25 protein-coding genes and 1 pseudogene are annotated in these 25,837 nt (G+C 43.2%); 16 read left to right on the top strand and 10 right to left on the bottom strand.

Features of this window, described 5'->3' with window-relative positions:
- Positions 1 to 40 precede the first annotated feature (40 nt).
- Both arsC and bepA read right to left on the bottom strand, forming a co-directional pair.
- On the bottom strand, positions 41 to 397 hold the full coding sequence (arsC, locus tag AAC854_RS09955) for an arsenate reductase (glutaredoxin) (protein WP_340616958.1): 357 nt from the start codon (positions 395 to 397) through the stop codon (positions 41 to 43).
- An 11-nt stretch (positions 398 to 408) separates the two neighbouring features.
- A complete protein-coding gene (gene bepA / locus AAC854_RS09960; RefSeq protein ID WP_340616959.1) occupies positions 409 to 1,872 on the bottom strand; it encodes a beta-barrel assembly-enhancing protease in 1,464 nt (487 codons plus the stop codon).
- 189 nt (positions 1,873 to 2,061) lie between these two features.
- Between bepA and AAC854_RS09965 the strand changes: the two genes are divergently transcribed.
- From AAC854_RS09965 to AAC854_RS09975, 3 genes are all read left to right on the top strand, one after another.
- Positions 2,062 to 3,126 carry an AI-2E family transporter gene (locus AAC854_RS09965; RefSeq protein ID WP_340616960.1) on the top strand — a complete coding sequence of 355 codons (1,065 nt, stop codon included), beginning with the start codon at positions 2,062 to 2,064 and terminating at the stop codon, positions 3,124 to 3,126.
- 105 nt (positions 3,127 to 3,231) lie between these two features.
- On the top strand, positions 3,232 to 3,591 hold the full coding sequence (locus AAC854_RS09970; protein WP_340616961.1) for a hypothetical protein: 360 nt from the start codon (positions 3,232 to 3,234) through the stop codon (positions 3,589 to 3,591).
- Positions 3,488 to 4,111 (top strand): AbrB family transcriptional regulator, encoded by a 624-nt coding sequence (locus AAC854_RS09975; RefSeq protein WP_340616962.1) that lies wholly within the window; start codon positions 3,488 to 3,490, stop codon positions 4,109 to 4,111. Before AAC854_RS09970 ends, AAC854_RS09975 begins: the two co-directional genes overlap by 104 nt.
- 74 nt (positions 4,112 to 4,185) lie before the next feature.
- On the opposite strand, the gene bcp is transcribed toward AAC854_RS09975, so the two are convergent.
- Positions 4,186 to 4,659, bottom strand: a complete 474-nt coding sequence (gene bcp / locus AAC854_RS09980; RefSeq protein WP_340616963.1) for a thioredoxin-dependent thiol peroxidase — start codon at positions 4,657 to 4,659, stop codon at positions 4,186 to 4,188.
- Positions 4,660 to 4,748: 89 nt separating this feature from the next.
- On the opposite strand from bcp, the gene AAC854_RS09985 reads away from it, so the two are divergent.
- From AAC854_RS09985 to nirD, 3 genes and pseudogenes are all read left to right on the top strand, one after another.
- On the top strand, positions 4,749 to 4,952 hold the full coding sequence (locus tag AAC854_RS09985) for a hypothetical protein (protein WP_340616964.1): 204 nt from the start codon (positions 4,749 to 4,751) through the stop codon (positions 4,950 to 4,952).
- A gap of 80 nt (positions 4,953 to 5,032) precedes the next feature.
- Positions 5,033 to 7,584, top strand: a pseudogene (gene nirB / locus AAC854_RS09990) (nitrite reductase large subunit NirB).
- The gene (gene nirD, locus AAC854_RS09995) at positions 7,581 to 7,934 is read left to right on the top strand and encodes a nitrite reductase small subunit NirD (RefSeq protein ID WP_340616965.1); all 354 of its coding nucleotides are present in this window, start codon (positions 7,581 to 7,583) and stop codon (positions 7,932 to 7,934) included. Before nirB ends, nirD begins: the two are co-directional and overlap by 4 nt.
- Positions 7,935 to 8,009: 75 nt before the next feature.
- Here nirD and AAC854_RS10000 read toward each other — a convergent pair whose 3' ends face one another.
- On the bottom strand, positions 8,010 to 8,561 hold the full coding sequence (locus AAC854_RS10000; RefSeq protein ID WP_340616966.1) for a glycine cleavage system transcriptional repressor: 552 nt from the start codon (positions 8,559 to 8,561) through the stop codon (positions 8,010 to 8,012).
- 244 nt (positions 8,562 to 8,805) lie between these two features.
- Between AAC854_RS10000 and dapA the strand changes: the two genes are divergently transcribed.
- The 3 genes from dapA (at position 8,806) to purC (ending at position 11,573) form a co-directional block, all read left to right on the top strand.
- A complete protein-coding gene (gene dapA / locus AAC854_RS10005) occupies positions 8,806 to 9,705 on the top strand; it encodes a 4-hydroxy-tetrahydrodipicolinate synthase (RefSeq protein ID WP_340616967.1) in 900 nt (299 codons plus the stop codon).
- A 16-nt stretch (positions 9,706 to 9,721) separates the two neighbouring features.
- Positions 9,722 to 10,768: an outer membrane protein assembly factor BamC gene (gene bamC / locus AAC854_RS10010; RefSeq protein ID WP_340616968.1), complete on the top strand. Its 1,047-nt coding sequence runs from the start codon at positions 9,722 to 9,724 to the stop codon at positions 10,766 to 10,768.
- Positions 10,769 to 10,859: 91 nt separating this feature from the next.
- Positions 10,860 to 11,573, top strand: coding sequence for a phosphoribosylaminoimidazolesuccinocarboxamide synthase (gene purC, locus AAC854_RS10015; RefSeq protein WP_340616969.1), 714 nt, complete (start codon positions 10,860 to 10,862; stop codon positions 11,571 to 11,573).
- A gap of 98 nt (positions 11,574 to 11,671) precedes the next feature.
- Here the strand turns inward: purC and AAC854_RS10020 are convergent, their stop codons facing one another.
- Entirely contained in the window at positions 11,672 to 11,920 is a 249-nt protein-coding gene (locus AAC854_RS10020) for a hypothetical protein (protein ID WP_340616970.1), read from the bottom strand.
- A 575-nt stretch (positions 11,921 to 12,495) separates the two neighbouring features.
- On the opposite strand from AAC854_RS10020, the gene AAC854_RS10025 reads away from it, so the two are divergent.
- Both AAC854_RS10025 and AAC854_RS10030 read left to right on the top strand, forming a co-directional pair.
- Positions 12,496 to 12,948, top strand: coding sequence for a DUF441 domain-containing protein (locus AAC854_RS10025; RefSeq protein WP_340616971.1), 453 nt, complete (start codon positions 12,496 to 12,498; stop codon positions 12,946 to 12,948).
- Between the two features lie 43 nt (positions 12,949 to 12,991).
- Positions 12,992 to 15,106 carry a tRNA(Met) cytidine acetyltransferase TmcA gene (locus AAC854_RS10030; RefSeq protein ID WP_340616972.1) on the top strand — a complete coding sequence of 705 codons (2,115 nt, stop codon included), beginning with the start codon at positions 12,992 to 12,994 and terminating at the stop codon, positions 15,104 to 15,106.
- On the opposite strand, the gene AAC854_RS10035 is transcribed toward AAC854_RS10030, so the two are convergent.
- The 5 genes from AAC854_RS10035 to AAC854_RS10055 all read right to left on the bottom strand — a co-directional run bounded on the left by AAC854_RS10035 (position 15,051) and on the right by AAC854_RS10055 (position 18,390).
- Entirely contained in the window at positions 15,051 to 15,245 is a 195-nt protein-coding gene (locus AAC854_RS10035) for a YpfN family protein (protein ID WP_340616973.1), read from the bottom strand. The two genes, AAC854_RS10030 and AAC854_RS10035, sit on opposite strands and share 56 nt — an antisense overlap.
- Positions 15,246 to 15,311: 66 nt before the next feature.
- Positions 15,312 to 15,980 carry a M15 family metallopeptidase gene (locus AAC854_RS10040; protein ID WP_340616974.1) on the bottom strand — a complete coding sequence of 223 codons (669 nt, stop codon included), beginning with the start codon at positions 15,978 to 15,980 and terminating at the stop codon, positions 15,312 to 15,314.
- Positions 15,977 to 17,104 (bottom strand): succinyl-diaminopimelate desuccinylase, encoded by a 1,128-nt coding sequence (dapE, locus tag AAC854_RS10045; RefSeq protein WP_340616975.1) that lies wholly within the window; start codon positions 17,102 to 17,104, stop codon positions 15,977 to 15,979. The genes AAC854_RS10040 and dapE overlap by 4 nt, the downstream gene beginning before the upstream one ends.
- A gap of 14 nt (positions 17,105 to 17,118) precedes the next feature.
- Positions 17,119 to 17,514: an ArsC family reductase gene (locus AAC854_RS10050; protein WP_340616976.1), complete on the bottom strand. Its 396-nt coding sequence runs from the start codon at positions 17,512 to 17,514 to the stop codon at positions 17,119 to 17,121.
- Positions 17,515 to 17,754: 240 nt separating this feature from the next.
- Positions 17,755 to 18,390, bottom strand: a complete 636-nt coding sequence (locus tag AAC854_RS10055) for a response regulator (RefSeq protein WP_340616977.1) — start codon at positions 18,388 to 18,390, stop codon at positions 17,755 to 17,757.
- A 546-nt stretch (positions 18,391 to 18,936) separates the two neighbouring features.
- On the opposite strand from AAC854_RS10055, the gene maeB reads away from it, so the two are divergent.
- From maeB to AAC854_RS10080, 5 genes are all read left to right on the top strand, one after another.
- On the top strand, positions 18,937 to 21,216 hold the full coding sequence (gene maeB / locus AAC854_RS10060) for an NADP-dependent oxaloacetate-decarboxylating malate dehydrogenase (protein ID WP_340616982.1): 2,280 nt from the start codon (positions 18,937 to 18,939) through the stop codon (positions 21,214 to 21,216).
- Between the two features lie 157 nt (positions 21,217 to 21,373).
- Positions 21,374 to 22,276 (top strand): ChaN family lipoprotein, encoded by a 903-nt coding sequence (locus AAC854_RS10065; RefSeq protein ID WP_340616978.1) that lies wholly within the window; start codon positions 21,374 to 21,376, stop codon positions 22,274 to 22,276.
- 112 nt (positions 22,277 to 22,388) lie between these two features.
- The gene (locus AAC854_RS10070) at positions 22,389 to 23,192 is read left to right on the top strand and encodes an energy transducer TonB family protein (protein ID WP_340616979.1); all 804 of its coding nucleotides are present in this window, start codon (positions 22,389 to 22,391) and stop codon (positions 23,190 to 23,192) included.
- Between the two features lie 162 nt (positions 23,193 to 23,354).
- Positions 23,355 to 25,412, top strand: coding sequence for a S9 family peptidase (locus tag AAC854_RS10075; RefSeq protein WP_340616980.1), 2,058 nt, complete (start codon positions 23,355 to 23,357; stop codon positions 25,410 to 25,412).
- Between the two features lie 135 nt (positions 25,413 to 25,547).
- The gene (locus tag AAC854_RS10080) at positions 25,548 to 25,787 is read left to right on the top strand and encodes a hypothetical protein (RefSeq protein ID WP_340616981.1); all 240 of its coding nucleotides are present in this window, start codon (positions 25,548 to 25,550) and stop codon (positions 25,785 to 25,787) included.
- Positions 25,788 to 25,837: the final 50 nt, after the last annotated feature.

Consider the following 25,837-nt stretch of genomic DNA (forward strand, 5'->3'; position numbering starts at 1 on the left):
TATTCCTATCACTTTTTTGTTCAGCGTTTCTGAAAATTAATCAGGACAGAATCTCTTTAACTTGCTCTGGTGGCCGCCCCAAACGCGCTTTATCGCCGGCAACAACAATCGGGCGCTCTATCAATTTTGGGTTCTCAGCCATCGCTTGGATCAATGCTTCTTGCGATAGTGAATCATCACCGAGGTTGAGTTCTTTATAGAGATCTTCTTTGGTTCTCATTAATTGGCGGGCATCTTGGAAGCCAAGTTGCTTCAGTAGTACGGTCAGTTGCTCTGCTGTGGGGGGTGTATCAAGGTAGTGAATGATTTCTGGTGTAATACCGAACTCTTCAACCAGTTTAAGTGTCTCACGGCTCTTTGAGCAGCGGGGGTTGTGATAAAAAGTCACTTGTCGCATAGAAAAATCCCTCATTTTGTATATTGGCTATAGCTTTGTTGCAGCTGGCGCAATTGATCAATGCGGGCATCATACCGCGCCTGAGCATAACTGCCCAATTTTGCCAATTTACTGGCTTTGCTGAGATAATCGATAGCCAAGTCAAATTTCCCCTGTAGTGCCATAAATTCCGCATAAGCAGCGAGTTCTTCATCATGTTTTCCCTGCTTTCCTGCGGTTTTTCTCAATAAATCCCAACCGTTGAGATCGTCAGGGTTATTGAAGGTATAACGAAACAGAAGTTGTGACGCCTGTGAGTATTGCTCTGCGTTAAAATAGGTGTTTGCGAGATTGATTTGCAGTATGGGATTGTTTTTCTGTTTCTTGAGCGCATCCTGCAATCGGGTAATAGCGCTGGCGTAGTGTTTTTGATTGATATCGATGTCAGTCATTGTATCAATGAACCAAACATTGTCCGGATGTTTATCCAGAAGTGGAGACAGGATCGCTTTAGCAGCAGCATACTTTTTATCTTCAGAAAGCAAAATAGCATGCCCATAAGCAGCAGCGAGCTGCTCTTTAGTCGCCCCTTGGCTATATTTGTTCAACAATTGATTAATGTTAGAAAGTTTTTCGTTTGAATACAATGTCAAAAGACGAACACGGGCGAACAGAAAGTCTTGAGATTCAGGAACGGTTTTAGTCGGGTATTGATTTGCTCTGTTACGAGCGTCAGCCAATCGATTGTCAGGTAATGGGTGAGTATAGAGCATTTCAGGCAGTTTGGAGCTGTAGCGGGATTGATCTACCAGAATTTGCATAAAGTTAGGCATTCCATGTTGATCAAATCCTGCCCGGCTGAGAATTCGTATTCCAATGCGATCAGCTTCTTGCTCATTTGACTGGGTAAAACTGATCATATTTTGCTGAAAACCTGCAAATGTACCGCTGAGTGCAGCTATGCCTGCATTTGGGTTAGCCATCATCAGCAGAATAGAACCAAGGATACCAGCCCAGGCAAGGGGACCTTTGCGCTGTTGATCTTCCATCAGGCGCGCCAGATGTCGTTGTGTAACATGGGAGATTTCATGAGCCATGACAGAGGCCAGCTCGCTCTCATTCCGGCTATGGCGGAACAGAGCTGAGTGAAGAACAACATGGCCACCGAAAAACGCATAAGCATTAATATTGGAATTTTCGACCAGATAGAAATGGAAATGTGTTTTTACAGAGTCTGCGTGGTGAACTAATCTTTGACCTAGTTTATTTATGTACTGTGTCAGCAACGGATCATAAATCAAAGGAACCTGAGCCCGTATCGAACGTATGTATAAATCACCCATTGCCAATTCTTGATTGATGCTGAGGGTTGCTCCTGCGGTAGTGCCGATATCAGGTAGTGAATCTTCAGCCGGTGCGGAGAATACAGAGACATTGCCCAATAATAACAGGCTGGCAACGATGGCTATCAGGGATTTTTTCGGTATTTTTCTCATAAAGCGATTCTCATAAGACAGTTCCCATAAGATAACTTCCAGAAAACAATTTCCATAAAACATGTGTTCTAACTAGCTACCAATTTCATGGATATGTGTATGATAGCAAAAGGTACCTGAAAATCCGTTAATCGTAATAATTTTTAATGAAAAATAGTTATTGAGTGTCGTTATCAAGGAGTCGTATTTATGCTGGAAATGATTATGCAATGGTATCACCGCCGCTTCACTGATCCACAGGTGGTGGCGTTATCCATTATTTTGCTGGCCGGGTTTGGGATTATTTATTTCTTTAATGGAATTCTGGCACCTGTCCTTGCCGCCATTGTTCTGGCCTATTTGCTGGAATGGCCAACGGTGAAATTAGAAAGGCTGGGTTGTGGTCGGGCGCTTTCCGTTTCCATTGTATTAATTGTTTTTATGGGAATCAGCGCATTAGTTATCTTGATTATTGCGCCTGCTGTCTGGCAACAGGGATTAAATTTGTTTTCTGATTTGCCCAATATGTTAAATCGTTTCAATGAGTATGCACACACTTTGCCTTCTCGTTATCCGGCGTTAGTCGATGCTGGTATTATTGAAATGATTGCTGATAATTTGCGTAGCAAATTCTCTCTGGCTGGTGAATCTGTTTTTAAGTTTTCAGTGGCATCTTTGATTGGTTTGTTGACACTCGCGATTTATCTGATCCTCGTCCCCTTAATGGTATTTTTCCTATTGAAAGACAAAAATCAAATGGTGGCGGCATTACAGCGGGTATTGCCGCGTGATCACGGTTTGGCAGGAAAAGTATGGCATGAAATGAACCAACAGATTACTAACTATATCCGTGGTAAAGTCACTGAAATGGTTATATTAACCATCTGTACATATGCCGTATTTGCCTTTTTTGGATTGAATTATTCTCTGTTGCTTGCAGTGCTGGTTGGTTTGTCTGTACTCATTCCTTATATTGGTACGGTAATTGTGACTATTCCGGTTATTGTAGTGGCTCTGTTTCAATGGGGGCTCGGAACTGATTTCTGGACTCTGTTTATCGCTTATTTGGTTGTACAGGGGTTAGATGGAAATCTCCTTGTGCCCATTTTATTTTCAGAAGCAGTTAATCTTCATCCTCTTGTCATTATTCTTTCTGTCATTATTTTTGGTGGGTTATGGGGATTCTGGGGCGTCTTTTTTGCTATTCCACTGGCAACGCTGATTAAGGCTGTCATTAATGTCTGGCCGGAAGAAAAAATTGAAGAGCAAGGGTAATGATAAGAAAAGCCAATATCTGATATTGAAAATGGTGCTAGTGAGGGGTGCTAAAAACTAAATCACTCTGAATATAATAAATTGAAAATAGGGGAAAAGGGTGGGATGCGTTCACTATTAGGTATTGTGCCCTGTATGCTTTTAGGGTGGGGGCTATCATTATTGGGATTGCCTCTGGCTTATATGTTTGGGGCAATTGCTGCCGTGATTATTGCATACCGATTTCGGGTTAATATTGAAGCTCCCAAACAAAGTCTCACGGTAGTCCAGATTGTCTTGGGGGGTGCTGTGGGATTGATGGTCAAGGAGTTGCAGGGAGAAGAGGTCTGGGATATTTTTTTTACTGCTTCCCTTTTGGTTGATGTTAGTCGTGTTGATTATCATTGCGAGCGTCATTGTCGGATTGAACCCATCCCCTACAACCAATCTAATCACAGAAAGAGTGTCATACTCTTACGCGATTAACGCCCATACATTTAGTGTCATGGGTTGGTTATCGGTAATTGCGGTAGGAGGATACTGGCTTGGGCGCTTGTTAGAGCGTATTCATGTTCCTGCCCCTTACATGTTGACTTCATTGGTTGTGGCAGCATTGGTGCACTTATTATCCGATACAACTCTGGCTATGCCTGATTTTCTCAATGCCTTATCTATGGCATTGATCGGTATGCGGATAGGCGTGAGCTTTACTTCTTTTCCTCTATCCATGCTCATCAATAATATCTGGTCTTCCATACAGGCGGTATTTATTAGCCTGATTGTCACTATTCTGGTGGCTTTGGTGACGGCAAAGATCATGGATTACCCGATAGATCTACTAATCTTGGCTTGGGCGCCTGGCAGTATGGAAGCGATGTTATTTGCAGCGATAGCAATGAAATTGAATGTGGGGATTGTGATGTCGAGCCATATTATACGTATGTCACTGCTTCATATTATCCCTGCCATAGTCTTGGCTTTTCAGGAACGTCGGCGTCGGAGTTAATTTTTATTCACTCCCGTTACCGAATCTGGCAACGGGAGTGAATGAGACTATCTATACCATTGGGTATAACTGATTCACGATGAATGCTGTTTCAGGTAATCGAGTACAACTTGATGATGATCACTGGTCTTGAATTTATCAAAAACGTGCTCAATACCGCCTTGTGGGTCAATCAAGAAACTGATGCGGTGAATGCCATCATAGGTTTTTCCCATGAACTGCTTTTCACCCCAAACACCAAATTGCTCAGCGACCTGATGATCAACATCAGAAAGTAGCGTGAAATTCAGCATCTGTTTTTCTGCAAAGCGAAATAATTTTTCAGGTGCATCTGTGCTGATCCCCAGTACTTCAACATGGATGTTTTTCAGTTCATCCATAGTGTCACGTAAACCACATGCTTGAACGGTGCAACCCGGAGTCATTGCTTTGGGGTAAAAATAAACTAAAACACGCTGACCTTTGAAGTCAGATAAATTAATGGTTTCGCCATCTTGGTCAGGAAGGCTGAATTGAGGGGCCTTATCACCGGCTTTCAATGGACTCATTACGCATTCTCCGTTTAATCGTTTTGATTTAAATAAGTTTATACACTAATACTGCTATGTCTTTCTGTGTCAATATGTATACGCATTAAATGTCATTGGCAACGAAAAATGCCAAAAAAATGCTGATCAAATTCGATAGGGATATTTTGTTTGTTCAACAGTTTCGTCATCCTAAGATAGTTAAGCATATTCGTAAAGGGGTTGCGCTGAGTGCAGTGACCGTTGAAGAAACCATGCCGGGAGTACAAGAAATAATCGCACAATTAGCCTCTGACATTAACTGTGATTTTTGATTTGTATCAAAACTCTCCATTCTGTTCTTTTTTAATCTAATCCCAGTCTTGTTAACATCATATTGTGACTGGGGTATCAAATGAGCATGTTAAGGCTTTGCATTATCGGTAATGGCATGGTCGGCCATCGCATCGTTGAAGACTTAATAGACAAAGCCGGGTACGAACAGTTTGAAATTACCGTATTCTGTGCAGAACCATACTTAGCTTATGATCGTGTCCATCTTTCCTCTTATTTTTCCCACCATACCGTTAAAGAGTTATCCCTTGTTCGGGATGGTTATTATGAGAAACATAATATCCGAGTGTTACAAGGCGAACGGGCTGTCATTATTAACCGGGAAGCAAAAGTCATCCATTCTGACAATGGCAGAATGGTTGACTATGACAAACTAATCATAGCCACAGGCTCTTACCCCTGGATACCACCAATAAAAGGTTATGAAGGCGCCGATTGTTTTGTCTATCGCACGATTGAAGACTTGAATGCGATAGAAGCGTGTGCCAGACGTAGCCGTCGGGGAGCCGTTATCGGTGGCGGCCTGCTTGGGCTGGAAGCTGCTGGCGCACTGAAAAATTTAGGGATAGAAACTCATGTTATTGAGTTTGCACCCGTATTAATGGCCGAACAGCTTGACCCGATGGGGGGAGAACAACTAAGAAAAAAAATCGAGCGTATGGGAGTTAAGGTTCATACCAATAAAAATACATCGGAAATCTTACACTCAGGCCATAGTTATCATAAAACGATGCTGTTTGCTGATGGTGATTCGCTGGAAGTAGACTTTATTGTATTTTCCACAGGCATTCGCCCACAGGATAAATTAGCCCGACAATGCGGACTTGCCATTGCTGAACGGGGAGGCATTGTTATTAATGATCATTGCCAGACATCTGATGAAGATATCTATGCAGTTGGTGAATGCGCGTCATGGCGAGGAAAATCTATGGTCTGGTTGCGCCGGGTTACAAGATGGCCCAAGTGGCAGCCGACCACCTATTGGCAAGAGACAATGTTTTTTCTGGCGCTGACCTGAGTGCAAAACTGAAGTTACTGGGTGTCGATGTTGGCGGAATAGGAGACACCCGTGGTCGTCAGCCGGATTGTCGCAGTTATATCTATTTAGATGAAAATAAAGAAATTTATAAAAGGCTGATAGTCAGTGAGGATAACAGATATTTGCTGGGCGCTGTTTTAGTTGGTGATACTGCTGATTATGGCACGCTGTTACAGATGATGCTGAATCATATTGAACTTCCGGATAACCCGGACTCATTAATTTTACCTGCTTATGCCGGAGGCGGTAAGCCTTTATTAGGAACAGATGCGTTACCTGAAACTGCCCAGATATGCTCCTGCTTTGATGTGACGAAAGGCGATATTATTCAAGCTGTGCAAAGGGGTTGCCATACAACGGCGGCTATCAAGGCAGAAACTAAGGCGGGAAGCGGATGCGGTGGGTGTATTCCGTTAATCAGTCAGGTTCTCAACGCTGAGCTGAGTCGTCAGGGTATTGAGGCCAATCATCATTTGTGTGAGCACTTCGCCTATTCACGGCAGGAACTTTATCATCTGGTCAAGGTAGATCGGATCACATCATTCCGGCAGCTGATGGGAAAATATGGCAAGGGCTATGGATGTGAGATCTGTAAACCGGCAGTGGCTTCTATACTGGCTTCCTGCTGGAATGATTATGTGCTGAATGATGATCTTGTGTCGTTGCAGGATACAAACGATAACTTTTTGGCTAACATCCAAAAAGATGGCACTTATTCTGTCATTCCCCGCTCTCCGGGTGGAGAAATCACGCCGGATGGCCTGATTGCAGTGGGTGAGATAGCTAAAGAATTTAATCTATATACTAAAATCACAGGCTCTCAGAGAATAGCGATGTTCGGTGCTCAGGAGAATGATTTGCCATTCATTTGGCAACGCCTGATAGATGCCGGATTCGAAACGGGCCATGCTTATGCCAAGGCATTAAGAATGGTAAAAACCTGTGTTGGCAGTACCTGGTGCCGATTTGGTGTTGGCGATAGCATCGGATTGGGCGTTGAGCTGGAAAATCGTTACAAAGGCATCCGTACCCCTCATAAGATGAAATTCGGTGCTTCCGGCTGTACGCGTGAATGTTCGGAAGCTCAAGGCAAAGATGTTGGTGTGATTGCGACAAACAAAGGCTGGAACCTGTATGTCTGTGGCAATGGAGGAATGAAGCCCCGACATGCGGATCTATTAGCGGCTGATCTCGATAAAGAAACCCTTATTCATTACATTGACCGTTTTATGATGCTCTATATCAGAACTGCCGATAAATTACAGCGCACTTCTGTGTGGCTGGAAAATATGGAAGGCGGGATAGATTATCTCCGCGCGGTTATTATTGATGACAAACTCAGGATTAATAACCAACTAGAGCAAGATATGGCAGAACTGAGAGCACAGGTCGTCTGTGAATGGCAACGGACTGTAAATGACCCTCATGCGCTCATCCGTTTTTCTCACTTTATTAATAGTACTGAGCGCGATCCCAATATTCAGATGGTCGCAGAGCGGGCGCAGCACCGGCCTGCACGTCTACAGGAGAGAATTGCAATCAGGCTGGTGAAATCTGAGGAGGAAACCGTATGAATCAATGGAAAGAAGTTTGTCTGCTGGAACATATTGTACCCGGTACAGGCGTTTGTGCTTTGGTTGGTGATCAGCAGGTTGCCATTTTTCGGCCTTTTGATGATGAACAGTTATTTGCATTAAGCAATATCGATCCCTTTGCTTCTGCCAGTGTACTGTCCCGTGGATTAATCGTTGAGCATGATGATGTGCTGTGGATTGCCAGCCCATTGAAAAAACAGCGATTCAGGCTAAGTGATGGCTTTTGTCTGGAGGGTGCGGCTTATTCTGTCCGTTCATTTCCGGTCAGAGTGAATAATGGGTATGTGCAGGTTTTTTGTGAGCAGAACATTTTAGCAAATGCCCCGTAAACCTTCGCCCAATGCGGGCGAGGATACAAAGGGAGCTGCAAGCTATACATATTTAACAGGGAGTTCCCCAATTATTTAATTTTTCAAATGGTTTTGCACGTTAACAGTACCTTGTGCATTTAATTCTTTACATAGTTGATAAAACGTTTCTTTAAATATCGTACCATTGTCACTCAATGGATGATGGCCTGTAATTTGAATTTCCAGACGGGCAGAGTTATTTCCTTCAGCGGGATGGGTTTTTGATACCAGTTCAGCGATATTAAGATTTTGAGCCGTAAACAGGCTGGTAAAACGTTCAACAATACCCGGTGAATCATCGACATCCACTTTGACGGTAATAGTGGAAGGAAATTTAGTCTGGATACCACATCGGGTACGTTTCATCACAATCAATAATTCAAGCTCTGCGCCTTTCTGTGGCAAAGCTGACTCGATCAAGGCAATGGCATTCCAGCTACCAGACAGCAACATGATAAAAGTAAATTCTTCGCCAAACATTGCCAGACGGCTATCTTCAATATTACAACCGCATGTACTGACAAGACGGGTGATAGTATTAACAATGCCGGGACGATCCGTACCCAAAGCTGTGATCACTAAAAAATGTTGTTCTGATGTTGGCAAAGCGATTTTCCTTTTAATTGTAATAGGTGTCTGCTGTGTTGTTGTCTAAACATAAAAAATGATCAAGAGAAGGTCAATCGTATTTATTGAAGAAACGCGATTATAATTTCTATTTAATTGGCTACACTTGGTATTAATAAAATTCATTGAAATCGGGTGTGTAAGGAGTTTTCTTCTGTATAACAAGAAAGTACCATGAACTTCTCACTTTGCAGTTTAAGGTTTTAATTAAGGGGAAATGGCAATGGTAAGCAATCACTCTGATTTTACAGGCAGTATAGTTGCATTGATAACTCCGATGAATTCAAACGGTCAGATTGATAAGGCCAGTTTGAAAAAATTAGTTGATTATCATATCGCCAGTGGTACATCTGCGATTGTGTCTGTTGGAACAACGGGTGAGTGTGCAACACTTAGCCACGATGAGCACGTTGAAGTCGTACTGACAACGTTAGAAGTGGCTGATGGGCGTATACCTGTGATTGCCGGAACAGGCGCAAATGCTACGGCAGAAGCCATTTCACTGACTGGCCGTTTCGAAAACACAGGCGTTGCGGGTTGCCTGTCTGTGACACCTTATTATAATAGGCCGTCACAGGAAGGCTTATATCTGCATTATAAAGCGATAGCTGAGAATACCGACTTACCACAAATTCTGTATAATGTGCCATCTCGTACCGGATGTGATTTACTGCCATCGACTGTTGCCCGTTTGGCGAAATTGGAAAATATTGTTGCAATTAAGGAAGCGACGGGGAACTTAAGTCGTGTCAGTCAAATCCAAGAATTGGTTAATGATGAAAATTTCATTTTGCTGAGTGGTGATGATGTAAGCTTTGTTGATTTCATGCAGCTTGGTGGAAGAGGGGTTATTTCTGTAACAGCGAACGTTGCAGCGGCAGAAATGGCACGGATATGTGAATTGGCTGAACAGGGCGAATTTTTGACGGCCCGTGGCTTGAACAGCCAGTTAATGGAATTGCATCATCAATTATTTGTTGAACCCAGCCCGACGCCAGCCAAGTGGGTCTGCCGTCAATTGGGGTTGATTACTGATGATACTCTGCGTTTGCCAATGATTCCGCTAACGAAGGAAGGGCAAATTTCAGTTGGTAACGCCTTGAAAATGGCTGGATTACTGTAAATTTTAGGGAATTTTAATGGCAACATTATTGCAAAAATCGAAGGTCATGAAGGTTGCTGGACTGTCATTGGTAGTTTTTTTGGCAGCCTGCTCCAGCGATCAGCGCTATAAACGTCAGGTAAGCGGGGATGAATCTTATCTTGAAACTCCCCCGCTGAAAGCACTGAATATCCCTGCGGGAATGATATTACCGTTGCAAAACAGTGAATATAATGTTCCGGCGGTGGTTTCAACAAGTGCAGTGGGTAAAAACCTGGATATTCGCCCGCCATTGCAGGCCCTTGCGTTATTGACAGGGTCCCGCATTGAAAATAGCGCAAAAAGCAGTAAATTGTTGCTTGAAAATAGCCCGGAATACAGCAAATTGTGGTCACAGGTAAATAATCTGTTGACGAAGAAAGGTTATCAGATCAGTCAGAAAGATGATGCTGCACAAACGTTGACAACTGATTGGATTACATGGGCACGGGCAGATGAAAACATTCCTTATCAGGGGCGTTACCGTATCTCGGTTACCCAGCAGGATTATCAAACAGCCCTGTCTGTTTCCAATGAGGGATTGAAACTGGGCGAAAAGGAAGTTACCGATCCGGTAGAAATTCAACGTTACACGGTATTGATGCTTAATGAATTGGCGAATGATTTAAGTCAGCAGCAGGAAGAATTAAGCCAACATAATGCCAAAGATTCGGGGGCATTATCCGTACAGAGCGGTAGTGATAATACCGGATTGCCAAGAATTATTGTTCGTGCGCCATATAATGTCGTCTGGAGCAGATTGCCATACACATTGGAAAGTATCGGTATGCAGGTGACGGATCGCACTCGTTCTACAGGAGCGATAGCCGTAAATTACAAAGGTCTCAGCTCTTCTAACTGGAAAGAATTGGGTGTAGAAGCACCTTCTATCAGCGAAGGAAATTACAAGCTACAGGTAGGTGATTTGGATAACCGAAGCAGCCTGCAATTTATCAGCGAGAAAGGTAAGCCGCTGACTCAATCTGAAAATGATCAATTGGTGGCTGTGCTGGAAGCCGTATTCAGCAAATCCACAAATAAGTAATATTTAAAGGGGCCTTAGGCCCCTTTAAATTTTGAGTGAAATTTTCGTTTAATTTTTTACGTTTAAAGAAGTCACATTTCTGGAGTATAAGATGCAGAAAAAAGCTGAGTTGTATCGTGGAAAAGCAAAAACAGTGTACACCACTGACAATCCTGACCTGCTTGTACTGGAATTCCGTAATGATACATCAGCATTGGATGGTGAACGCATTGAACAGTTTGATCGTAAGGGAATGGTGAATAATAAGTTCAACCATTTCATTATGAATAAACTCGAAGCAGCGGGCATTCCGACGCAAATGGAACAACTTCTGTCAGATAATGAATCCTTAGTGAAAAAGCTGGATATGGTGCCTGTTGAGTGCGTCATTCGTAACCGGGCTGCGGGTTCTCTGGTGAAACGTCTTGGGGTAGAAGAGGGGATAGTACTTAATCCGCCACTGTTTGACCTGTTCTTGAAAGATGACGCTAAACATGATCCGATGGTCAATGAATCCTACTGTGAAACATTTGGTTGGGTTAGCAAAGAACACTTGTCTGAGATGAAACGCCTGAGTTACAAGGCCAATGAAGTATTGAGTAAGCTGTTTGATGATGCCGGCTTGATTCTGGTGGACTTCAAATTGGAGTTTGGTCTGTTCAAGGGCAAGGTCGTATTGGGTGATGAATTTTCACCAGATGGCAGCCGTCTGTGGGATCAACAAACAATGGATAAAATGGACAAAGACCGCTTCCGTCAGAGTCTTGGTGGTTTGATTGAAGCGTATGAAGAGGTTGCGCACCGTATCGGTGTTATTTTGGATTAATGACGCAAACGATTACTTAAAGAATATTGCTTAAAATAAAAGGATGCCCTTGAAATTAATAAGGGCATCCTGTCATCATCTTGTGCCTTTAGTAAACGTTAAAGCAGGTATTTGATTTTCTGCTTCCAGCCTTTTTGTTGCATGCAATTATTATAGGTGTTGTTTCTTGAACCCTGATTAACATCCATCACATAGCTTTCAGTCATGGGAATACTCTGAGTGTAATAACCGTCTTTCCCGCATTGGCTTCCATTCGCACAGGGCTGTCGTACTGTCCTGAGTTCTGATTTTTGGGCAACTTCATTTTTTACAGGAAACAGCCTCAATGCCAATTGATTGCACTCCATAGTTGCTTCATTAAAAGGAGTGGGACTACTTGTTGTGGGTACCCATTGTGTTGTACAACCCGCTAAGGAAATACAGATTAAAATGAAGAATGTCAGTCTTCTCATATCGTTTATACGAACGCTTCCTGTTTGCAAGGCATTCCTTACAACCTTTCTGCGTTCACCTTGATAAAAGTGTTAGTGTTTATCAGTAAAGCACAATAAGACCGGCTTGTTACTGACGTTATGAATAAATTGCCCACGTTGTAATATTTTCCGCTACCAAGAAACAAAGTTTCACCTTGATTTGGATAGGTAATTATTTATTAATGTTATTATTTAAGCAAGAATGTTAACAAACTACGCGTCGATACACCATTTACCCGATTTAGGTACAGTTAAGAAGGCAGATATGTGTGAATGTAATTATGAATAAACATCCATTTACTGAATATGAATAATTGTAAGTAAGTACAGAAATTTTAAGTTATTATCCTGCCGGTACCGGAATACATATTTTCTGGTTTTAATATAATCAATTTATTTTTTTCTGATTTAAAAATAATCAAATGTTGTTTTCTGGGAAATAAATATTTATGGGCCAAATTGATCCTACTTTGCTGATTCTGCTCGTGTTGGCGGGGCTTGGTATTATCAGTCATAACATGACAGTGACACTTGCCATGTTATTCCTGCTAGTCGTTCGCATTACACCATTGAGTCAAATTTTTCCTTGGGTGGAAAAATACGGTTTGACGATAGGTATCCTGATTCTGACTATTGGAGTCATGGCGCCTATCGCAAGTGGAAAAATCTCCGCACAGGAAATCTTCAGCTCTTTCCTGAATTGGAAATCATTGCTGGCGATTGCTGTTGGTGTCTTGGTTTCATGGCTGGGAAGCCGGGGTGTTGCTTTAATGTCCGGCCAACCTTCAACAGTCGCAGGGTTATTGGTTGGTACCATATTGGGCGTCGCTCTGTTTAGAGGCGTTCCTGTCGGGCCGTTGATTGCCGCTGGTATTCTGTCAATCATGATTGGCAAATCATGATCACTTAGCGACTACGCTGGGATAATTATGTTGGATGATAATTATGTTGGATAGTGCATGGGGCATGTTGCAGACACAGATGCAGCAACAAGGGCAGCGCCGCTTAGTGGTATTGAGTGGTAACCCTCAATGGAGCGGATGGATTGTTAGCCAACTAAAAGAACAATTTCAAGGAGATTGGTTAACGGTTTCATCTTGTGAGCCTGATGCTATCGAGCCAACGAAAGCTGTTAGTTTACTTGGGCGTGAATTTTTGCATGGCGTTTTCGATGCAACGAAGGGTTTTAACGCTGAAGCACTGGCAATATTGGCTGGCACGTTAAAAGCAGGCAGTTGGCTGGTGATGCGTGTGCCTGCTTGGTCACAATGGGCAGAATGGCCTGATGAAGACAGTATCCGCTGGAATGAATCGGCGGGAGTCATCCCGACACCTCATTTTATCCGACATATCCGGCAGCAGATCCTCTCCTGCCCTGAGGTCTTACTCTGGCGACAAGATACTCCCCTCCAATTACAACCATCGCACCAGACTGGCTTGTGGCAGATGCCGGATGGAAATCCAACGGCGAGTCAGCAAACAATTCTTGACGAATTGTTACAGTCATCAGGCGGAGTCTGGGTAATCACAGCCCCACGCGGACGAGGAAAGTCTGCTCTGGCCGGAATGTTGGTACGGCATTGGCAAGGTACGTGTTGGCTGTGTGCACCCGCAAAAATCACAACAGAAGTCATTCGGTGTTACTCCGGTATTTCAGAGCAAGAGATGCCATTCTGGGCGGTAGATAATTTATTGAAGTACTGCCGATTGAAAAAGGATGGACCGGAAAATAAAGATGACGCTGATTGGTTATTGATTGATGAAGCAGCGGCTATCCCGACACCACAACTGGCTGAATTGATCCGCCACTTTCCTCGAATATTATTAACTTCAACGGTTCAGGGATATGAGGGAACCGGGCGTGGTTTTTTATTGAAACTCTGCGCTGCCTTACCTGATGGCCATGTTCGTGAATTGAAAACACCAATGCGCTGGGCTGAAAATGATCCTTTGGAATCCTGGTTGGATAATGCGCTACTATTTGATGATAGATTACCGCTTAATGAACAATCAGCTCACTTTAATATTGAGAAAGATCTACGCCTTTACCCTATTGAACAATCCATGTGGTTACAACAGCCCGCATTATTGCGTGAGTTCTATGGGTTATTGACTAGCGCACATTATCGCACATCGCCCCTTGATTTACGCCGGTTGTTGGATGGCAATGGGATGACATTCCTGTCTGCCATGTCTGGCTTTTCAGTGAATGAACCCCGATTGGTTGGAGCAATGTGGTTGGTGAATGAAGGCGGTTTGGCACAAATACTGGCACATGAGATATGGGCAGGAAGGCGTCGTCCGAGGGGAAATCTGGTCGCTCAATCCTTGGCTGCGCACGGCGGATTTCCACAAGCTGCGATTATGCGATCACAGAGAGTTAGCCGTATCGCCGTGCAAGCACAATATCGTCGCCGTGGCATTGCACAACATTTGATAACGCATCAGTGTCAGGAAGCGAGAAAACACAAATTGGATTTTCTTTCTGTTAGTTTTGGCTATACCGTCGAACTTTGGGCTCTTTGGCAAAAATGTGGTTTTCGGCTGGTCAGAATGGGAACCCATCGGGAAGCGAGCAGCGGTTGTTATACAGCAATGGCTATCTTACCGTTGAGCGGGCAAGGTAAATGTTTTGCTCAATTGGCACAGCAACAATTATCCCGTGATGCCAGTGGACTGGAGTCGTTACTTGGCTTTGCCTTGCCAGTTGAGCACGATAACGATGCACGGCTCAATGGCAGTGACTGGCAGGAGTTGGCTGGTTTTGCATTTGCTCATCGTTCCTTGTCCGCCTCTTATTTTGCATTGCAGAGATTATTGTTGACGAGTGATTTGGCTTTGCCCGGATTAAGGAAACATCTTCAGCAGCAGATGGATATTGAACAGTGTGCACACGATTTATCATTGAGCGGGCGCAAGGCATTGTTAAAACTTTGGCGGGAAGAGACGGCTCACGCTTTGGCAAGCATAGATGGCATGCTTGCCAATCAGTGGCGAGACTGGGTTATTTCTTGCGATTCTGTTGAGGCCAATCGTCCTCATCATCCCATTGATCGTTAAGATCCCGATGGGGCGGTAATTTGGGTTTGTTATCTAAAAAATATTTTTGGTCGACACGACTCAGCGCTTTTACCGCATTAATGATAATGCCCGCGAGCACTAACAGAACAACCCACCAATAATCTATCAGCCAATGCATTGTATTTCCCCCCAAGATATTAAGAGCCTCCTCCATAAGGCTCTTGGAGCCTGATTTGCTATTTTCCTAATCCGCTATCTTGATATATTTTTCAAATAAATAAGACAGATTGGATCTTAACCAGTCGATGCCGGCAATATCACGACCTTGCCAAGCACTCAGCAGCACATTCCCATCGAACAGACGTTCAGCCTCATGGGATATCGGCCAATAACTGATATGCCATGGCTCATAAGCTACGCCAGCATCATGGCGAATGTACGGGCAATAGAAATCATAATGAGACATGTTTTCTGCCAGCCAATGAGTCAATGGCTCAAAGTAGCCTCCGTTTTCATATTCCCATGGTTCCAGCAGTAATTTTTTACCTTGCGGCAGCAGGAATGGATCATACACATCCAGTTCGGTGCCCCAATGATGGCGGCTCGCTCCCGGCAAAGCCGACCAACGGAGAATGGCTTCACAACGCTCACCTTCGCTCATCTCTGAAATGTTAAGAGGTTGGCTATGATCATCTAATACCGGGCGTTGACCACGGAACTTTTCATTCCAGATAGCTTGCTGGCGTGTGAAATCACGGAATGAACTGGCCGGTTGTAGCTTAAACCCTGCCTTAGCGGCATCTTTCTGCATGGCAAGAAACGCTTTGGTGGCATTGAACTGTAAACGGTGATTGCCCGCAAGTGTTACCAAATGATCCGTGGACAAGCCAGTCAACATTTCAGGTGTCATCATTTGATTAATTTCTCCATGATACGTTGATAAATCAGGCTCAACTCCTGTAAATCTGTCACCTTGACGCATTCATTCGTTTTATGAATAGTAGCATTAATGGGCCCCAGCTCCACAACCTGAGCGCCCATTCTGGCAATAAAACGTCCATCGGATGTACCGCCACTCGTTGATAGCTCCGGTTTATATCCGCAATAATGAGCAACCGATTCAACCGCCGCATCAACGAGGACACCTTTACTGGTCAGGAAAGGCTGGCCCGATAACCACCATTCAAGCTCGTATTTCAGATTATGCTTTTTCAGCATATCTTCTACTTGTTGGCGGATTGCAACATCTGTTAATTCGGTACTGAAACGGAAATTGAATTGAACCCACAGTTTACCCGGAATAACGTTATTGCTACCGGTTCCTGCCTGAATGTTAGCGATTTGCATGCTCGTGGCAGGGAAAAACTCATTTCCGTTATCCCACTTTGTATTAACCAGTTCTTGTAAAAAGGGTTGTGAACGATGAATGGGGTTATCAGCCAATTGAGGGTAGGCGACATGGCCTTGAGTACCCAAAATAGTCAGGTTGGCAGTTAACGAGCCTCTTCGTCCATTTTTGATCATATCTCCCAGACGTTGCTGGCTGGAAGGTTCTCCTATCAGACAGTAATCCAGGCGTTCATGGCGGGACATTAATGCTTCAACTACTTTGACCGTACCATTTATTGCTTTGGCTTCTTCATCAGAGGTGATTAGAAAAGCAAGGCGGCCTTTATGGGCAGGATATTCCTCGACGAAACGTTCAGCAGCCACAACCATGGCAGCCAGGGAGCCTTTCATATCTGCGGCACCACGACCATAAAGCATCCCATCGCGGATAGCAGGTTCGAAAGGCGGTGTGTGCCATTGTGATGTATCACCAGCAGGAACAACATCGGTATGTCCAGCAAAGGCAAAAGTTTCTCCTGTCCCGCGATAAGCCCAGAAATTCAAAGTATCACCAAAAGGCATTCGCTCTATCGTAAAGCCGATGTTTTGCAGACGCTGAATGAGAAGTTCCTGACAGCCTTGATCATCAGGACTGACGGAAGGGCGCTGAATTAATTGCTGAGCAAGATCAATTACTGGACAACTCATGATGAGATCCTTATCTAGTCATGCGAGAAAAATTGTTGATATTGTTCGGCCTTGAAACCGATTAAACACTTTTCTATTGCTGAAGCTGCCGTTTTTGAGATCAAGAGAGGCCGTTTTATGATTGCGGGTTGTTCCAGCATGAGTGCTTGAGCAGCCTCTGTATTATTAATGGCGTTTTTTTGCTCATCAGACAACTTTCGCCAGGTTGTACCACGAGTATTCAGCAGAGGCTCCCAGCCGACTTGTTCAATAAATGTCTGGAGTAGCTCAGGCGATAAACCATCGACGCGATAGTCATGAAATTGATAGGGGATCTCTTGGTCTTCTAGCCAGCGACGCGCTTTTTTTATGGTATCGCAGTTTTTGATACCGTAGAGAGTGAATGCTTTATGAGAAGTGGTATCCGACATGGTGAGATCCTTGGTTTTGTTTAACATAACCGACATAATGCGGGAAATTTGGGATTTTATCCAGACAGAGATAAGGCTTAGTTGAAATAGTAAACTAAATAAATAGTACCTGTATTTATTAGATTGGAAATTAATTCACTTTTAAATTAGTTTGCTTTTCTTGATAACTCACAATTTCCCTGCTGACAAAACTTAGGGAAATTGTGTTTTATAATGGAGAGGTGAAGAAAGAATCCAATGTTAGATGAACTCTGTTTTCCTATGTTTTAGATAAATGATAGTGGCTTCGAGACGGGAGCGGGATGTAAGTTTTTTCAATAGGTTACGGGTGTGGACTTTCACTGTTTCTTCTGAAATAAAAAGGAAGTCAGCAATTTCTTTATTTGTCATTCCTTCTGAAATTTCTTTTAAGACATCTAACTCACGCTTGGTTAATTTTGATAATGGGTCGACATAAAGATGGCGGGTAGATAAATATTGATAAACTTTTTCACTGAACACAGCATGACCATCAGCGGCTTTTTTTATGTTGTTCAACAGAGGAACAAGCTCAGTGCCTTTTAATAAATAGCCATTTGCACCGGCATCAACCGCATCATAAATATCACCACGATGATCAGAATCAGAAAGTACCAAAATATACGAATCAAGGCCTTTGCGACGAAGGGATTTAATCGTATCAACCCCTGAAAGGCCGTGAATTTTCAGATCCATCAAAATAATGTCTGGTTTTATCTGGCAAGCGATATTAATCGCATCTTCACCATTGTCAGTTTCGGCAGTTACGATGAGTTCCCGCTCTAATTCAATCAACCCTTTTAAGCCGTGACGGATGATAGGATGATCATCAACTATCATGACCGAATGATTGTGCATGTTCTTTCTCCCATATAGAAATGCAGATTATTATGTTTAATAAAACATAAAAGACAGAGTCCTGCTTTATGTTAAATTGCCGTGTGATTTTTATAGAGTATATTGAATCATCTTTAATGAGATTCTGAAAATATATCCTGATATAAAAATAGAAATATCGCAAACAGGTTTAACCATTCAGGTGAAATAAGTTTCACTTTCATAAAAAATGCGTTTCCTTAATTGCTAATAATTTTCCAAATAAATTTGGACTAATATTTTATAGATTATTTTTTGTTTTTGTAAACTTATTTTAAATGCTGACTTTGAAATACTCCTTTAATTAATTTATCAATCCGTTAGTTGAAGATGAAATACCTCTCTATAGGTATCGTTAGGATAATATTTATATAATTCTGGTTAACATAAACTCATTATTAGCCTGCTTTTTGATCTTTGGTTTTCGGGACAGGAACAAAATAATGTTGCTGACATCATGATTTAACTTTCCGTAACTATTATACTGGGCAGATTTTCACTTCGATATGACGCGTAAAGGATCTGATGATGGACGAAAAACTAAAACAAAGTGCGCTTGATTTTCACGAGTTTCCACAGCCGGGGAAAATCACGGTTACTCCGACTAAGCCGCTGACAACTCAACGTGATTTGGCGCTGGCATACTCGCCGGGTGTTGCGGCTCCTTGCCTTGAAATAGCAAAAGATCCTTTGGCGGCTTACAAATATACTGCTCGTGGTAATCTTGTTGCGGTTATCTCTAATGGTAGTGCTGTCTTAGGGTTGGGTAATATCGGTGCATTAGCCGGTAAACCTGTTATGGAAGGTAAGGGCGTTCTGTTCAAGAAATTCTCTGGCATTGATGTTTTTGACATCGAAGTTGATGAGTCCAACCCTGATAAATTGATTGATATCATTGCGGCTCTGGAACCGACCTTCGGTGGCATTAACCTTGAAGATATTAAAGCGCCGGAGTGCTTCTATATTGAGCAAAAACTCCGTGAGAGAATGAACATTCCTGTATTCCACGATGATCAGCACGGAACTGCAATTATCTGTACCGCAGCGGTATTAAATGGATTGCGGGTGGTTAACAAAGATATCAGCAATGTTCGCATGGTGGTATCGGGTGCTGGCGCTGCCTCGATTGCCTGTATGAACTTGCTGGTGGCTTTGGGATTGAAACGTGAAAATATTGTCGTTTGTGACTCGAAAGGGGTTATCTATCGTGGTCGCGAAGAGAATATGGAAAAAACCAAAGCAGATTATGCTATTGAGGATAATGGCAGCCGTACATTGGCAGATGTGATCCCTAATGCTGATATTTTCCTCGGCTGCTCTGGGCCGGGTGTATTGACACAAGACATGGTGAAAACCATGGCGAAAGATCCGCTTATTATGGCATTAGCTAACCCGGAGCCGGAAATTCTGCCGCCACTGGCAAAAGCTGTTCGCCCTGACGCCATTATCTGTACTGGCCGCTCTGATTTCCCTAATCAGGTGAACAACGTTCTTTGCTTCCCATTTATTTTCCGTGGCGCATTGGATGTTGGGGCGACAACTATCAATGAAGAAATGAAACTCGCCTGTGTCCGCGCTATCGCAGATTTGGCGCTGGCGGAACAAAGTCAGGAAGTGGCTTCTGCCTATGGTGATCAAGACCTGTTCTTTGGCCCTGATTACATTATTCCAAAACCCTTTGATCCCCGCCTGATTGTAAAAATTGCTCCGGCAGTGGCGAAAGCGGCGATGGAATCTGGTGTTGCAACACGGCCTATTACCGATTTCGGGGCATATATTGAGAAACTCAATGAGTTTGTCTATAAAACCAACTTATTTATGAAACCAATCTTCTCTCAGGCTAAAAAAGAGAAAAAACGCATTGTACTGGCAGAAGGGGAAGATATCCGCGTATTGCATGCCACACAAGAACTGGTTTCTCTTGGGTTGGCTTTCCCTATCCTGATTGGTCGCCCCAGTGTTATTGAAATGCGGATTAAAAAACAGGGTCTGCATATCGAAGCCGGTAAAGATTTCGAAGTCGTGAACAACGAGAATGACCCGCGTTTCAAAGAATACTGGCAAGAATATTACCAGATGATGAAACGTCGTGGTGTGTCCCAGGAGCAGGCCCGTCGTGCAGTGATTGGTGATCCAACCTTGATCGGTGCAATCATGGTGCATCGTGGTGAAGCCGATGGCCTGATTTGCGGCACTGTGGGCAGCTACAGCGAGCATTACCGAGTGGTGAAAGATGTCTTTGGCTTCCGTCAGGGAGTCCATACCGCAGGCGCCATGAATGCCCTGATGTTGCCAACGGGGAATACGTTTATTGCCGATACTTATGTCAATGAAGATCCAAGCCCGGAAGAACTGGCAGAAATCACATTGATGGCGGCTGAAACCATTCGTCGTTTCGGTATTGAACCTAAAGTAGCACTATTATCACGCTCAAGTTTTGGTTCTGCTGATTGTGATTCTGCGCAAAAAATGCGTAAGACACTGGAATTGGTTCAGCAAATAGCGCCATCCCTTGAAATTGATGGCGAAATGCACGGCGATGCTGCGCTGATGGAAAGCATTCGCCGCGATATCATGCCGGATAGCCCGCTGAAAGGTTCTGCGAATTTGTTGATCATGCCAAATATGGAAGCTGCCCGTATCAGCTATAACTTATTGCGTGTCACGAGTTCGGATGGGGTAACTGTAGGCCCGGTCCTGATGGGGGTAGCAAAACCTGTCCATATCCTGACACCGATTGCTTCCGTGCGTCGTATCGTGAATATGGTGGCATTGGCGGCGGTTGAAGCGCAAACTAATCCCCTCTAAAAAAATAGCCATTCATTGTTCTGGCCTATTGATTAGGCCGGAACAAAATAGAAGCGACCCTGTTAAGTCTATGCTTAACAGGGTTTTTTATTTGTAAATAATTCTCATTATCTATAATATGCGGGCAATTTTTCTTTTGATAATGAATAAAATAAATATGAAAACATCTGCCTGCATAAAATCGACTTTTCTGGCCTGTTCGTTATTACTTGGTGGTTGTGCCATTGCGCCAAATGATGCTCAGAATACCTCTCAAGCGGCACTGCAAGTTCTTCCTGATGAATTAATGCAATCCGGGGCAGTACTTGATATGAAAACAGGAAAGGCCATAACTCCCGATGACCTGCTTGAACAACTGGCGAGCTATCCTCGTGTTGTTGTTGGCGAAAAACATGACAATCCCTACCATCACCAGATCGAGTTATGGCTGGTACAACAACTTGGAAAAAAACGTCCCCACGGTTCCGTCTTACTGGAGATGATTGATCCTAGTCAGCAAGAAAAGGTGAATAAAGTTAAAAGCTGGTTGCAAGGGAATCCGATTGTCAGGGGTGAGCGGGTCCAGACATTATTGTCATGGCACCAAGGCTGGCCATGGAAATGGTATGGTGATTTGGTGATGGAGCTGATGAGAGCACCTTACCCATTACTTGCGGCAAATCTGACTCGTAGTGAAATCGATCAGGCGTACAAAGACCACAGGGCTGGAGATAGAACTTCACTGGTTTCTGATGATGTTAAAAAGCGCATTGAAGAAACCATCAAAAATTCCCATGGTGGAAATATCGATGAACAACATCTCTCTGCGATGAGCAAAATTCAACAAATGCGCGATCAGCGAATGGCGGAACAGTTGGCCAAGGCACCATCACCAGCGTTGTTATTTGCGGGCGGATATCACGCAGTAAAAGCAATGGGTGCTCCTCAGCATATGAAAAAAATAGCGCCAAATGAAAAAGTGGTTGTGTTTGTGATTGCAGAACAAGGCGTTTCTTTGAACAATGATTATGCTGATTTTGTCTGGTTTACCCCAAAAGTGAGCGAAAAAGTAACCAAATAATGTTAAGTGTCACAAGGATGTGAACAATTAATAAATAAAAATAGTTTTCATTTATATATTGAATTGATTATCATTCATCTCCATTTATTATTGACATAATGTGCTATAAGAGATGTTGACGTATACCGCTTATCAAAATGCTCACACTGGTCACGTGACAAAATCCTTTCTCGCCGCGATCACACTCCATGCTTTGTTGGTAGGCTGGCTCGTCTACAAACCAAAGGACGTTGATATAGAAGAGCTGTTGCCTCCGCCTGCGGTGATGGTGGAACTATCAACACAGACAGAAGCAATACATAAAATACAAAACCAGCCGATAGGCATTGAACAGCAGCTATCTGTTACCAGTAAGCAGCAGGAAAGCAAGGTTGATGAAGTAAATATGCCCAAGCTGGATGTAAACGAAAATGCTTTGCTTTTAGTCAATAAACAAAAGAAAAAGCAGAAAGAACAAGATGCGCCGAAAAAAACACAGCCTGTTAAACGAATGAAAACCGAAGAACAGGAGAGTGAAAAATCGCGCAGCACCGCAGCACCAACAACCAGTAGTGCCACGGCAAATAATGTCACTATTCGTACAGCAGCATCCTATGAAAGTAATTCTAACGCCATTGCCGATGCCAGAGCGGTTTGGCAGGCAGAAGTGACCGGGCATTTGAACCGCTACAAAAAATATCCAGAAGATGCCCAGCGAAGAAAGAGAACAGGGCGCCCAATGGTGAAATTTACCGTCAATCAGTTAGGAGCTGTGATTGACAGTGAGTTAACACGACGTTCAGGGACTAACTCTCTGGATAGAGAAGCAAGGATGGTATTGGAAAGGGCGCAGCCTTTACCTGCACCACCTGACGTTATTTTAATCAATGGCAGGGTTACGGTTGAACTGCCAGTGGAGTTTTCTTTATCTCAATAAAAACGCAGGATTGATGGCATGTCACAGTATAAGACGGTACTTTTATCGAATACGAAAAGGTCAACCCAAAGAACAACGCACAGTAAAAGAATAATGCTCGGTTTTTTGCTAGGTGGTAGTTTATTGAGTCATAGTTTTACCACTCTCGCAATGGAGAAAAGTATGTTGCCACCTATGGCCACAAAACAGCCGCATAAAATGGAAAATCACGGGGATGCCCGTGTCGATAATTATTATTGGCTGCGTGATGATAACCGTCAGGACAAAAATGTCATTGATTATTTAACGGCTGAAAATCAGTATACCGGGCAGATGCTGAAATCAGGTCAGGAACTGCGTGAAACTCTGTACAAAGAAATGACAGATCGAATGAATAAAGAAGATCAGTCAGTTCCTTATACCTATAACGGGTATGTTTATCGTACCGTTTATGAGGCAGGAAAAGATTTCCCAATCTATCAGCGCAAGCCCGTTGATGATTCAACCGATTGGCAGGTCATGGTTGATGGCAATGAGCGGGCAAAGGGCCATAAATTTTATCAAATTGGTGGACTTGCGGTGACGCTGGATAATAAGCGCATTGCGGTGGCAGAAGATACCCAAGGTCGTCGTAACTATCAGGTTTCATTTAAAAATCTTGATAGTGCTGACTGGCAGAACAATGTCATCGAAAGCACGTCTGGCAATATTTTGTGGGCAAATGACGGCGAGACATTGTTCTATGTACGCAGAGATCCCCAAACGTTGCTGCCTTATCAGCTATTCCGCCATCAATATGGTGCTGATACCCAGCAGGATAAAAAGGTTTATCAGGAAGGCGATGATCGCTTCTATCTGTCAATTTCAGACAGTACTTCGCGTGACTATATTTTGATCTCGAGCGCCAGTTATTCGACTTCAGAGTATCGCTTGATTGATGCCAATAACCCGCAATCGGAACCGCAGGTTTTCTCTGCCCGTCAGGCGGGGCGTGAGTACGATCTCGACCATTTCCGTGGGCAATTTTATATTCGTTCCAACCATGAAAACCCACTGTTTGGCTTATACCGTACAGAAGCCAGCGATAAGCCGTGGGAAACGGTAATTGCACCACAAGAAAACACGGATCTGGAAAATTTTGAATTGTTCAATAACTGGCTGGTGGTACAGGAACGTACCAAAGGATTGTCATCAATCCGTCAGATTGATTGGAAAACGCAGCAGGAAAAATGCGTTTCATTTGATGATCCGGCCTATATGGCATCGATAAGTTATAACCCAGAGCCAGATACCCATTTATTGCGCTATAGCTATTCATCCATGACCACGCCAAGTTCGGTATTCCAGTGGAATATGCAGACGGGTGAGCGTGAATTGTTGAAACAGCAGGAAGTTAAAGGGTTCAACAAGGAAAACTATGAAAGCCAGCGTATTTGGGTAAAAGCCCGCGACGGCGTAGAAGTGCCTGTCTCTCTGGTATATCGTAAGTCCCTGTTCAAGAAAGGTGAAAACCCGATCCTGATTTATGGTTATGGTTCTTATGGTATCAGTATGGATCCTTATTTTAGTTCAGCATTGCTGAGTTTGCTGGATCGTGGCTTTGTCTATGCTTTGGTGCATGTCCGTGGTGGCGGCGATTTGGGCAAGAACTGGTATTTACAGGGCAAGCTCGAAAACAAGATGAACAGTTTCCACGATTTTATTGATGCGACTAAGAAGCTGATCGCTGATGGTTACGGAGATAGCAAGCGGGTTTATGCAGAAGGTGGCAGCGCAGGTGGTTTATTAATGGGTACGGTTATTAACCAGGCACCAGAATTATACCGGGGCGTAATTGCAAAAGTGCCTTTTGTGGATTCTCTGACAACCATGCTTGATTCATCTATTCCATTAACAACGGGTGAATATGAAGAGTGGGGTAATCCAAATAATAAAGAAGATTACTTCCGTATTAAATATTATAGCCCTTACGACAATATTAAACATCAGCGTTACCCTCATTTATTAGTGACAACAGGTTTGCATGATTCCCAAGTGCAATATTGGGAACCGGCAAAATGGGTTGCGAAATTAAGGGAAATGAAACAAGGCGACAGTCTGGTATTGTTAGAAACTAATATGGATACCGGACATGGTGGAAAACCAGGGCGTTTTAATCGCCTGAATGACATTGCCTTTGATTATAGTTTTCTATTAATGTTAGATAACGCTAAAACATATTTTCCAGAATTAAAAGATTAGTAAAAATATTTATAAATTCTGGCACTGATAATTTTTTATCAGTGCCAGAGATATTTTATACACAAACTTACGAATCAATGTAAGTAACAATAAATGTAAGCAGCAATAAATTTTTTTCTATTTAGGATAATGGTAATGAAAATTGTGGCAAAAATAGCTGGAGCCAGCGCAGTATTAATCGGGCTTCAAGGAATCGCTTATGCTGAAAATACGAATGACAATAAAAAAGAAAAAGTCATGCGGTTCAGCAGTCTTAAAGTATCAGGCGCTCAGGATAATAAGAATTCTCCCCAGATTGAAGCAATGGAAAAGCCGGGGGTCATGCTCCCAATGATTAGATATTGTGGTAAACTCCCCGCTTTTTATTATGGGTGAGATATGGCTAAAGTGGATGTGGTTTGCCGTTACTGTCACAAAGCGGAAGA

Origin of the sequence: Xenorhabdus entomophaga, from assembly GCF_037996725.1 — a bacterium.
GTDB classification, from domain to species: domain Bacteria; phylum Pseudomonadota; class Gammaproteobacteria; order Enterobacterales; family Enterobacteriaceae; genus Xenorhabdus; species Xenorhabdus khoisanae.